This is a genomic window from Cocleimonas flava, from assembly GCF_004339015.1.
GTDB classification, from domain to species: Bacteria; Pseudomonadota; Gammaproteobacteria; order Thiotrichales; family Thiotrichaceae; genus Cocleimonas; species Cocleimonas flava.
Genome location: NZ_SMFQ01000005.1, coordinates 534,429 through 546,014 on the forward strand (window position 1 = coordinate 534,429; position 11,586 = coordinate 546,014).

General features: G+C 41.2%; 9 protein-coding genes. 2 read left to right on the forward strand and 7 right to left on the reverse strand.

Annotated features, from left to right (window positions below; genetic code table 11):
• Nucleotides 1–19 precede the first annotated feature (19 nt).
• The gene (locus EV695_RS18925; protein ID WP_131907570.1) at nt 20–1,006 is read right to left on the reverse strand and encodes a thiamine pyrophosphate-dependent dehydrogenase E1 component subunit alpha; all 987 of its coding nucleotides are present in this window, start codon (nt 1,004–1,006) and stop codon (nt 20–22) included.
• Between the two features lie 343 nt (nt 1,007–1,349).
• Here EV695_RS18925 and EV695_RS18930 point away from each other — a divergent pair, with 343 nt between their 5' ends.
• Entirely contained in the window at nt 1,350–1,961 is a 612-nt protein-coding gene (locus EV695_RS18930) for an NAD(P)H-dependent oxidoreductase (protein WP_131907571.1), read from the forward strand.
• Complete coding sequence (locus EV695_RS18935; RefSeq protein WP_131907572.1) at nt 1,961–3,811, forward strand: monovalent cation:proton antiporter-2 (CPA2) family protein; 1,851 nt, start codon at nt 1,961–1,963, stop codon at nt 3,809–3,811. Before EV695_RS18930 ends, EV695_RS18935 begins: the two co-directional genes overlap by 1 nt.
• A 161-nt stretch (nt 3,812–3,972) precedes the next feature.
• Here EV695_RS18935 and EV695_RS18940 read toward each other — a convergent pair whose 3' ends face one another.
• The 6 genes from EV695_RS18940 to EV695_RS18965 all read right to left on the reverse strand — a co-directional run bounded on the left by EV695_RS18940 (nt 3,973) and on the right by EV695_RS18965 (nt 11,584).
• Nucleotides 3,973–5,247 carry an NRAMP family divalent metal transporter gene (locus EV695_RS18940; RefSeq protein ID WP_131907573.1) on the reverse strand — a complete coding sequence of 425 codons (1,275 nt, stop codon included), beginning with the start codon at nt 5,245–5,247 and terminating at the stop codon, nt 3,973–3,975.
• Nucleotides 5,248–5,539: 292 nt separating this feature from the next.
• Complete coding sequence (locus tag EV695_RS18945; RefSeq protein ID WP_131907574.1) at nt 5,540–6,739, reverse strand: DegT/DnrJ/EryC1/StrS family aminotransferase; 1,200 nt, start codon at nt 6,737–6,739, stop codon at nt 5,540–5,542.
• A 431-nt stretch (nt 6,740–7,170) separates the two neighbouring features.
• A complete protein-coding gene (gene dctP / locus EV695_RS18950; protein WP_131907575.1) occupies nt 7,171–8,211 on the reverse strand; it encodes a TRAP transporter substrate-binding protein DctP in 1,041 nt (346 codons plus the stop codon).
• A 117-nt stretch (nt 8,212–8,328) separates the two neighbouring features.
• A complete protein-coding gene (locus EV695_RS18955) occupies nt 8,329–9,654 on the reverse strand; it encodes a TRAP transporter large permease (protein ID WP_131907576.1) in 1,326 nt (441 codons plus the stop codon).
• Nucleotides 9,644–10,162 carry a TRAP transporter small permease subunit gene (locus EV695_RS18960; protein WP_131907577.1) on the reverse strand — a complete coding sequence of 173 codons (519 nt, stop codon included), beginning with the start codon at nt 10,160–10,162 and terminating at the stop codon, nt 9,644–9,646. Before EV695_RS18960 ends, EV695_RS18955 begins: the two co-directional genes overlap by 11 nt.
• Before the next feature lie 42 nt (nt 10,163–10,204).
• Nucleotides 10,205–11,584 (reverse strand): aldehyde dehydrogenase family protein, encoded by a 1,380-nt coding sequence (locus EV695_RS18965; RefSeq protein WP_131907578.1) that lies wholly within the window; start codon nt 11,582–11,584, stop codon nt 10,205–10,207.
• Nucleotides 11,585–11,586 lie beyond the last annotated feature (2 nt).

An 11,586-nucleotide genomic window follows, 5' to 3' on the forward strand; every position in this document is an offset into this window, starting at 1 on the left:
GTATTTTGTTATCTACACATTAGGCAAACACGCTGGTAAGCGCGTCTTCGGGTGCTGGGTCTTCACTTGCTCTTGCATGAGCGATAGCTTCATCGACCTGCGCTTGTGCGGCAGTCTCTATGTTTTCAATCTCTTGTTCTGTAGCATCACCTTGCTCTATAAGATGACTTCTGAATTTTGTAATTGGATCATCAGCTTCTAAAGCATCCTTTTCACCTTCAGGTCGGTACCCTTCCGCATCACCAATAAAATGCCCCGCTAGACGTGACGTTTGAAGTTCAAGTAATGTTGGACCTTTACCCGCGCGAGCACGCTCAATCGCTTCACCAGCTACTTTAAATATTTCTAATGGATCATTACCAGCCACATATTCACCAGGCATACCGTAACCGGCAGCTCTGACACTATTTTTTTCGACTGCTGTAGATTTTTGTTTGGAAACCGAAATACCCCAGGAATTATCCTCAATAATAAACACAACAGGTAAATTCCAAACTGCCGCTAAATTCAGACTTTCATGAAATGCACCTTGATTAGCCGCTCCCTCTCCAATATAAGCAACAGCAATACCTGATTTTTTCTGCATTGTTTGCGATAAGGCTGCACCTACAGCAGGACCTAAACCTTGCCCAATGATGCCAGAGCAGGCAAAGTTCACATCATCATCAAAAAGATGCATGTGACCTCCACGTCCGCCTCCTAATCCATTCGCTTTACCAAAGATCTCAGACGTCATACGTTTAAGATCGACTCCTTTAGCAATCGCTTGATGATGAGGTCTATGTGTTGCAGTCACTGTATCTTCATCTTTCAAGTGAGCACATACCCCCACTGCACAAGGCTCTTGACCGTTAGAAAGATGCATCTCTCCTGGTACAGGTCCATTTGCCATATTAAAGACTGGTGACTTGCCTTCCATATAGGCTGCGGCAATAGCCTCTTCGTAGCGTCTACTAACCACCATTTTTTCGTACATCCACATTTTTTGTTCTAGCGTCGGTTGCATAATTTATCCTCTCGATTCGGTGTTACAAATTTTGACTTGTATTTCACCGCTCTGACTTTATTAGTGTCATTTAGCGATCTGAGAATTATTTTGGCAGAAGCCAATAAGAAGAAGTAGGAGACAACTTTACTCAAGGTTTGGCAAAGCTAAATATGACTCATATTTCTCATGATGAGACACTTTTGAGACACTTTTTACTCTGATGAAACAACATCTCTATTTCTTCAAACGATGAGTATCCAGATTAACTTCAAAAACCGAATTCTGTTTCAAATTACGTGTCATTCTCTAAACAGATGTTCTCTATTAGACTGCTGTTTAATATGAAGTCAGGCGTTCCACTATGAAAAAGATACTTATTAATTATGCTCATCCAGCAAAGTCACGTTCAACCGTAAATCGTTCCTTGATAAAAACAACTAACAGCTTAGAAGGCCTAACAGTTAACGATTTATATGCCAATTACCCAGATTTCTTGATAGATGTAGAACGAGAGCAAGCATTATGTGAAGCACATGACATAATCATCTTTCAACACCCTTTTTATTGGTACTCAACTCCCGCCATTATGAAAGAATGGCTTGATCTTGTACTAGAGCATGGCTGGGCATATGGATCAAAAGGGCATCAGCTGGAAGGTAAAATATTTTTACAGGCTATTTCGTCTGGTGCAGATGCTGAAACTTATCAGCCGAGTGGATATAACGAATTTACCTACGCGGAGCTAACGACACCTTATCGTGCAACCGCCAAATTATGTAATATGACATGGTTACCGCCTTTTGTTGTGTCAGGTGTACACAGAGGTTTAGCTCAGGATGAATTACAAAAACACACTGACGATTACCTTAAAACCCTGACAGCTTTACGCGATGATCAAATAGACCTTGTGCTCGCAGGACAACAAGAAACTCTAAACAGTGACTTGAATAGCGTCATCAAGGCTGGTATGTAATGGAAGCATTTCTACTGTTACTTTTTATCTTCCTGGCTTCAGCTGCAATTGCAGTTCCTGTAGCAAAAAAACTTGGTCTAGGGTCTGTTTTAGGCTATCTCGTTGCGGGAATCATCATTGGCCCATTTGGTATTTCTTTAATCCATGATACGGAAGATGTCATGCATTTCACCGAGTTTGGTGTGGTAATGATGTTATTTCTTGTAGGAATGGAGCTTAAACCATCGCTATTATGGAAGATGCGCCTTCCTATTATTGGTATGGGAGGCTCTCAAGTTGTAATCTCCAGTTTATTGATAACAGCTATTGCATTATTTTTTATACCCTGGGAACAAGCGATCGCTGTTGGACTCATTCTATCACTATCATCGACTGCGATTGTGTTACAGACTCTTCAGGAAAAAGGATTGATGGAAACGGGCGCAGGTCGCTCTGTGTTTTCTGTTTTGTTATTTCAAGACCTTGCTGTAATACCGATGTTAGCGGGTCTCCCATTGTTAACTACATTAGCTATAGCAGGTGATGGTGGTCATGGTGCAGCTTTTTTTGATATCAGCACGCTACCTGATTATCAACGTGTCATCATTACTCTCTCTGCAATTTTACTGGTATTAGTGCTCGGAAAGTTTGCTACTGGTCCAATATTCAGAACTATTGCTTCAATTGGTGTCCGTGAAATATTTGTTGCTGCCGCACTCGCGTTAGTTATTGGTACTTCATTGCTTATGATGACAGTAGGTTTATCTCCAGCATTGGGAGCGTTCTTAGCAGGAGTAATGTTATCTGATAGTGAGTTTCGCCATGAACTCGAAAGTGATATAGAACCGTTTAAAGGATTGTTACTCGGCATCTTCTTTATCTCTATCGGTGCCAGCTTAAATTTCACATTAATTGGAAATAATATCGCACTCATCCTGGGTCTAACAGCTGGACTCATGATTATTAAGTGGCTGGTTTTAGTCGCTATCAGTCGAGTGTTTAAGATTGATTCTAAAGAACGTTCTTTGTTCGCTATTGCATTGGCTCAAGGTGGAGAATTTGCTTTCGTTCTGTTTCAATTTTCCCGCACACACGGTGTGTTACCGAATGATGTTATTGAACCGCTGATATCGGCAGTTGCTATCTCCATGTTCTTAACGCCACTACTGTTCTTACTTCATGAAAAATTAATCACTAAAGAGACGAACAATACACAAAATGAAGCAGATGACGTAATCAAAAAGAGCGATCAAAAAGTCATTCTTGCTGGATTCGGCCGCTTAGGCACTGATGTTGGACGCTTCATGTTATCTGCTGGAATAAAGCCAATTATTCTTGATCATAATGCTGGCAATGTCAGTGTTTTAAGAAAATTTGGCTTTGAAGTTTATTATGGGGATGCTACCAGATTAGACCTTTTAGAATCTGCCGGTGCCGCAAAAGCTGATTTATTAATCATCGCCATCGGTGATAAGGAACGTGCGATACGACTTGTTGAATTATCTCGAAAGCATTATCCAAACCTAAAAATAGTAACCAGTGCTTCAGACCGTGAAAGTGAATTTGAAATGATGGATTTAGGCGTAAAAGCAATTCACAGAGAAACCTTTGGTACTGCGTTATCATTAGGTCAAGAGGCTATGCAGCTACTAGATATAGATCCTTATGAAGCCTATCGTTTGATGCGTATATTCCGTAAGAAAGATCTAGAAATGACTAACGAATTATACAAACTTCGAAATCAAGAAGAGAGTTACATATTTTATTACCAACAACAGCATAAGCAGCTAGAACAACTGATGCAGCTTGATAATGAAGAGAAACTAAATGAAGTCGATAAGGCCTGGAACGCAAAAGATCCTACCTTATAGATACTTCAAAACGTTATTGTATAAGTAATTAGGTTTAATGGCTTTATTGGGTTAACAGTAAAACTAAAGCATTAAAAAGCCACCTCCTCACTTTGGGTCACTTTTTTGGGATTCACTGGTGTTTGATAACGCTTTTATAAAACGATAAAACGAAAGAAATACTACATCAACCATTTCCACCAGATAAATACCGCTAGGAAGATAAATAAGTAAGCGAGCCCCGCCCAACTAAGTATTTTCATAAATGGGCTTAACGCGAGTTTACCTTTTAAATTAGAGGTTACTAACAAGCGGTAATTTAACAAGGCAAATACGGGAGTTGTAATAAATGCGAGCACCATCGCAAAATCTAACATGGTCATTAACTTCGCGGTGAAAAACAGCAATACGATCATGGCAATAGCACTAACCACTGACATCCAAATTATGTGGTTTTTCCTTTGATCCAGTGGCTTCCTTTGAATCAACAAATGCGCTTCAGACAATGATCGGCAATATCCATCGATAACCGTAATGGTGCTTCCGAAAATACAAAAGAAAGCAACAACAGCAATCAGGTATCGTGACCATTCGCCTATCGTTGATGCATACATACTAACCAGTTGATGGGAAAACCCAATGCCTGAGGATTTTAAGGTTTCGCCACTTCCATTGAGTACTAACGCGCCTAGAGCCAGGAATACAATGGCAAGAAGCGCTGTGCCGATATAACCTACGTTGAAATCAAACAGTGCTTGTTTTTCTGAAACATCCTGCTCTTCTCTTTGCTTCTTTAACCACATAGAAGTGAGACTGGAAACCTCTATTGGGCCCGGCATCCACCCCATCATGATTACGATAAATCCGATTGCAGAAATATCCCAGATTGATGGTGACTGGAAATCTGCTGGAGCAACAGCCCCTTTACTGAATGCGATAATAGCGGCAGACACCGTTGCAACAACCAACACCAGCATAATTACTTTAGACAGTGAACTTAACGCGGAGTAATGCCCGCCAAACAAGATTGCCAGACAAACAGTTAAAATAATCCCAGCATTCGCAGTAATCGAAAGATCAAAGGGAGAAAAGTAGCCAAATAAACTGGCACTAAACATCAATAAAGCAGCGGTACTAACAATGGAAGCAATAACCATAAGGATGGTGTATACCCAGAGATATCCACGCCCCATTATGCTGTAGCCTTCAATCAGGCTTTTACCCGTTCCCATGGTGTATTGAATACCAGCCCTAAAGAATGGGTATTTGAACAGGTTTACCAAGAGAATAATGATCGCCAGTTGCCAGCCATAAATTGCGCCTGCCTTAGTCGATGCGACAAGGTGTGAGCCACCAACAGCAGCTGTGGCCATCATGATTCCTGGACCAAAACTATTTAATATATCTTTCAACCGGTTTGTATTGGTTGCTGGGTTGGCTGTTGTTACATTTTCCATCTTTGGCTCTACTTCGATTTATGAAAGTAGTTTACTTCTCTCAAGACAAGGATCGTGAAACTACTTTGAGAATTTCAGATTTTTCAAACAACCTTTTTCAAAGAATATTGATCCAGGCGATTCAAAATCGGGAGGCAATTATAGTAAGGGGACTTAACAGCTGTAAATGCCATTTATACGATTTATTGAATTAATACAGACAAATATCAAGAAACACTTTTAGAAGTACCCAGTATTCAATACTCGCCTGAGTTTAATCATTGAATACTGGCTTTGATTGCCGCTACGAGGATTAGATTCGGGGCAACGTATCCAGCACTTCAATAATTATGCTGGCAATCAATGTCATATCATCTAGGTCAAACGTTAACGGAATTCGTAAATCAAAGGTGTTTGATAATATCTTCAACGTCTGTGGTAATTCTGCGGTTTCCTCAATATAACGCCAGCTATCGAAACGACTCGTAAAGCCTTGAGGTTCTCCACCACCGAACCATTTTAGTTCTACCCCACGCTCAGCACATTGCTGAATAAAATCAGGAATACGTTTTTCATCGATGTCTTTCACTCTGAACTGAATCGAGCTTCCTACGAAATACTCCTGTTCTGGGCGATTCGCTAATTCAATCATAGGAGATACTGCTAGCGCTTGTTCCGCGGCATAATAACGATCATTCCAGCGTTTACAGTTCTCATCCAGCGTTGGTAATTGCACGCGTAAAATTGAAGCGCGAAGGTTATCCATGCGACCGCTGTAATTAGGTGTATCAAATTTAATATCTTTAAACACTGATGGATCAGGTGCGGCTAAATGACGTTCATAAAGCATATAAGAACCTGAATGCATGATGGCACGAGCCATAATTTCCGGGTCATCACTTATGAGCAATCCACCCTCACCCGAATTCATGTGTTTATAGGTTTGCGTGCTAAAACATGCAACCTTTCCGAATGACCCTGACTTTTTGCCGTTCCAGCTTGCACCCATGGTATGTGCGCAGTCTTCTATTAGCATCACATTATATTTATCGCATAGGGCTGTTACTGCATCCATATCAGCTAAATGACCACGCATATGTGACATCATAAAAAAGCGACTTTTACTGGATTGCATAACCTCTTCAAGGTGCTTCAGATCAACACAGTAGTTTTCATCAATCTCGGCTAGTACGACTTTACCACCAGCATTATCAATGGCACCCGGAACAGGCGCTAACGTAAATGCATTTGTAATAACAGGCTCACCCGGCTGCATTCCGGCAGCTTTTAGAGCAATGTGTAAAGCATAACCACCTGAAGCGCATGCCAAACAATATTTAGACCCTTGATATTCAGCATACTCCTGCTCTAGCAATGCTGTCTCTGAAGTCTCACCTTCAATCACATTATAACGATGCAATCGACCACCTCTTAGTATTTCTACTGCACGCTCGATGCCTGCCTCAGGGATAGTTTCTTGTTGTGTAAATGATTTATTGAAGGTCTTATTCATAATATTTCTTTCGTAACATTTTTGATAATGAGTATCTAAAGCTTTTAGCCGAGTATTACTCAAAATATAGCCTAGTTGTTAATATTTCGTAAACTTAATCAATCTATCGAAAAATACATTGATCTGTTTATCAATTTCACTTTGAAAAAAGTAGATGGGAATTGTGCAAAAACAGAAAAGTAATTGATTTATGGCTGATTGATAGCGATAAGAAAGGTTTTTAACAGTAGGTAAATTTAGCGAAGCCACCCCCCTACTTATGGGCACTTTTTTTAATAAGGATAGTTAAACTATTAAAAAGCAGGACTTGCTTGAATTTAGCTTAAGGTCATCATTTATAAAGACATCTTAGTCTTTGGAGATAATCTGAAATTATCCCAAAGACCAAGAGTGTATTTACATAATCATTTTTGCGTTAAACGAATAAAGACTTAGTAACGGTAAGGAACGCCCGCTTTTGCCATGACTTCGTTGTATTTTTTGAATGCTTTAACCACTTCAGCAGCACGTTTGTTTTTAGAGGCTATTTCATCCCAGAAACCATCTGCGTCAGCTACAACTGTATCCCACTCTTCTTTAGGGATGGTAGTAAGTTCCATTTTATCACCATTCACACGAAGATCAGCTTCTCCACCCCAGTACCAAACCTGACGGTAGTAATGCGATTGATCCATGGTAATTTTGAATAGCTCTTGTAAATGCGGTGGCACTTTTTCCCAACTCTTAGAATTTGCGAAGTATGAACCACACCATGCGCCAGTTACGTTATTGGTCAATGCATAATTACAGATATCTGCCCAGCCAACTTCATAAGCTTCGGTAAATCCACACCATGCAACACCGTCTAACTCACCCGTTTGTAGCGCAACTTCAACATCTTCCCAAGGCACAGTAACCGGTATTAAGCCGTAACGCGCCAAGAATCTTCCAGCAGTAGGTACACCGAATACTTTCTTTCCTTTGAGATCTTTCAATGAACGAATTGGGTCTTTAGTGAAGATATGACATGGATCCCAAGCACCTGCACCTAACCATTCAACACCTTCGATTTCATCATAGGATGCTTGCCAAATTTCATTTAATCCATAACGTTCGAATAATACGGGAAGATCAAGACTGTAACGCGTTGAAAACGGGAAATATCCACCGAAATCAGCCACATCTGCTGGGGATGCCATGGTCGCATCATCCGATTGAACCGCATCTAATGTGCCTTTTTGTAGTGCACGAAAGAGCTCATTGGTTGGCACTAACTGATCAGCGTAAAACAGTTCTATCTCCATCTCTCCATTCGCAGCTTTGTTAAATGCTTCGATTTGAGGCTTAATTACATGCGCACCAAGTGGAGCACCTGAATAAGTTTGGAGACGCCACTTTATGGGTTTCGCGGCTTTAATTATCGCTGGCGCTGCTACTGTCGCCGCAGCAGCGCCTATACCTGCTGCTTTTATGAATGAACGTCTGCTTGTCATCGTATTTTCCTCTGGTGTTGTGAATTAAATAAACAATAAAATAGGTAAACCTTACCTCCGTGTTATCCCTTCAAATATTGAAGGGCTGTAATTAATTTCCGTTTCTTTCGCTAAACCTTATTTGCCATATACATAGTTAGGTAACCACATGGCAATATTAGGGAAGATCATAATCAACGCTAAAGCGAGTGTCATGACTAACACGAACGGAATAATTGACGCATAAATATCGGGCATGGTGATTTCTTTGGGTGCCATGGCCCGCATTAAGAATAAGTTGTAGCCAAATGGTGGGGTCATATACGCGATTTGAGTAGTAATGGTATACAGAACTCCGTACCAGATGAGATCGAACCCAAGGCCATGTACTAAAGGCACATAAAGTGGCGCAACGATGACTAACATTGCCGTATCGTCTAAAAATGTTCCCATCAAGATAAATGACAATTGCATAAGGATTAAAATCGTCCAGGGGCTTAAACCAAGTTCCTCGGTGAATAAACCTTCAATCGCTTTTACTGCACCTAATCCATCAAATACAGCGCCAAAACCCAGGGCTGCAAGAACGATCCACATAAACATACAAGAAATAGCTAACGTGTTTCTAACGGAGTTTTCAAACACTTTACGCGTCATTCGGCCTTTTAAAACAGCGGCCAAAAATGCAGTGGTCGCACCAATCGCAGAACTTTCTACCAGGCTGGTCCAGCCTTTTACAAAGGGAATCATCATGGTGAAGAAAATAACTAATGGCAAAATACCCGCTAGTAGTAGCTTACGCTTTTCCGCTTTGGTGTATTTCTCCATTTCTTCTTTGGGTAAAGCTGGGCCAAGTTCAGGCTGCATACGACAGCGTATATAAATATAAATAACAAACATGGTTGCCATCATTAAACCGGGCACTACACCAGCCAACCACAATTGACCAACCGGTTGACGAGCAATCATCGCGTATAAAACTAAAACGACCGATGGAGGCACCAGTATTCCCAATGAGGACCCGGCTTGCACTACTCCCGTGACCATGCGTTTATCATAGCCTCGCCTTAATAATTCTGGCAGGGCGATAGTTGCACCTATTGCCATGCCTGCAACTGATAAACCATTCATGGCTGATATCAATACCATCAAACCTATGGTTCCTATTGCAAGGCCACCATTGATTGGCCCCATCCACACATGGAACATTTTATATAAGTCTTCTGCTATCTTACTTTCGGAGAGGATATAACCCATGAATATAAAAAGGGGTAAGGTCAACATCGGGTACCATTTCATTACTTTCATGGCTGCCGCGAAGGGGATATCAGAACCACCTGTACCCCACAAAGTGATTGCTGCTATTGCTGCTACACCTCCAATTGCACCAAATACACGCTGTCCTGTAAACAACATGAACATCATGGTGGCAAACATAAAAAAGGCGATTAATTCATACGACATTGATTGGCGCTCCACGAAGTTTGGCAATGTCTTTGAGCAATTCAGAAATAGCTTGAAGTAACATTAAAAAGATTCCAGTACACATGATGACTTTTATAGGCCACATAAGAGGGCGCCAGAGGCTAGGACTAAGTTCTTGATACTTTATAGCGTAGAGGGTCGAATCAATTCCTCCATATAACAGCACACCAAGATAAAAAATAAGTAGAAGTACGGTGAAACTATCTGTCCACGCTCTGCGTCGGTCTGACCATTTGGAATAGAATAAGTCCATCCTGACATTTGACCCAAGCTGTATAGAATAAGCCCCACCCAGTAAATAATAGCCAACAAGTACAAATTGCGCGACTTCCAAGGTCCAAAATGCAGGGATGGTGAAGGCGGCTTTCGAGATACTCGACCACATCAAAATACCAATCATAAGAAATATTCCATACATCACAATACGCCCAACCCGATAGTTGAACTTATCTACGTACTTAACGAAAAGTATGGCAATAGTTGGCATTTTTATAGACTCTGGTTAGATATAGGGCGAATAAAACTCTACTTATTGTTTCTTCAAATGGAATGATTTAGGTCGGGTTAAATTGTGATACCCGATAACGGATAGACCTCCACCTCGTCCTGTATCTTTACAACCCGTCCAACACAACTCAGGGTCTACAAAATCACAGCGATTCATATACACAGTGCCCGTTTCAATCTGTGAGCCTATCTCATACGCTTTATCCGCATCTTTAGTCCAGATAGAAGCGGTTAAACCAAACTCGCTATCGTTCATTAAAGCAATAGCTTCAGCATCATCTTTCACTGACATGATTCCAACGACGGGACCGAATGATTCTTCGCGCATCACTCTCATATCATGATTAACATTGATTAAAATTGTAGGGCTCAGATAAGCACCACCATCTTCAGCAAACACATCAACACAACGCCTTGCGCCCTGCTCTATCGCCTCATCAATCTGCGCACGCACTTCATTGGCAAAACGCACTGTCGCCATTGGGCCAATCGTTGTTTCTGGGTCTAAAGGGTTGCCTAATTTATAGCCTTTAACGATAGCTGTGGCTTTCTCTATAAACGCATCAAATAAACTCTCATGAACGTAGATGCGTTCAATGCCACAACAACATTGGCCTGCGTTATACATGGCACCATCAATTAAGGTATCGACTGCCGCATCCAGGTCTGCATCTTCCCGAACATAGCCAGGGTCTTTACCGCCTAATTCTGTACCGACACCTGTAAAAGTTCCGGCTGCTGCAATTTCCATCGCCTTGCCACCACCTACGGAGCCGGTGAAGTTAACAAAATCAAAAGCACTAGAACTAATCAGCTCCCCTGTTGTTTCATGACTGAGTAAGACATTTTGAAAAACATCTTTCGGAATTCCCGCTTCATGAAACGCTTTTTCTATACGCTCACCCACTAACAAAGTCTGCTCAGAATGTTTTAACAAAACAGAGTTGCCGGCTATGAGTGCTGGAACCACTGTATTTACCGCCGACATATAGGGATAATTCCATGGTGCGATTACCAGCACTACACCTAGAGGAATACGGTCAATCCTTCGCACAAAGGCATCGCTATCTTCAACAATAATTGGAGCTAATGCTTTTTCGGCAAGATCGGCCATGGTATCTGCGCGAAATTGAAAACCCGAATATTCACCACCATATCGAATGGGACGTCCCATTTGATGGGCTAATTCGATGGTTGTTTCTTCCTGAATTTCACCTAATTTTAAAACACCCAGATTGACCAATTCAGATCTTTCTTTAATAGACTTTTTTGCCCATTCAACCTGCGCCACTTTGGCTCGACTTGCTGCTTCATGAGCTTCAGTGCTCGTAAAGGTTTCACGCTCCGCATATAAACTTCCATCAATGGGAGATATGCATTTTAATATCTTAGTGTTAGCCATTA

Excerpts from the sequence above, each read along its gene's own strand:
- EV695_RS18935 (WP_131907572.1), top strand. The coding sequence starts at position 1,961 with ATGGAAGCATTTCTACTGTTACTTTTTATCTTCCTGGCTTCAGCTGCA.
- EV695_RS18945 (WP_131907574.1), bottom strand. The coding sequence starts at position 6,739 with ATGAATAAGACCTTCAATAAATCATTTACACAACAAGAAACTATCCCT.
- EV695_RS18965 (WP_131907578.1), bottom strand. The coding sequence starts at position 11,584 with ATGGCTAACACTAAGATATTAAAATGCATATCTCCCATTGATGGAAGT.
- EV695_RS18940 (WP_131907573.1), bottom strand. The coding sequence starts at position 5,247 with ATGGAAAATGTAACAACAGCCAACCCAGCAACCAATACAAACCGGTTG.
- EV695_RS18960 (WP_131907577.1), bottom strand. The coding sequence starts at position 10,162 with ATGCCAACTATTGCCATACTTTTCGTTAAGTACGTAGATAAGTTCAAC.
- EV695_RS18925 (WP_131907570.1), bottom strand. The coding sequence starts at position 1,006 with ATGCAACCGACGCTAGAACAAAAAATGTGGATGTACGAAAAAATGGTG.
- EV695_RS18930 (WP_131907571.1), top strand. The coding sequence starts at position 1,350 with ATGAAAAAGATACTTATTAATTATGCTCATCCAGCAAAGTCACGTTCA.
- dctP (WP_131907575.1), bottom strand. The coding sequence starts at position 8,211 with ATGACAAGCAGACGTTCATTCATAAAAGCAGCAGGTATAGGCGCTGCT.
- EV695_RS18955 (WP_131907576.1), bottom strand. The coding sequence starts at position 9,654 with ATGTCGTATGAATTAATCGCCTTTTTTATGTTTGCCACCATGATGTTC.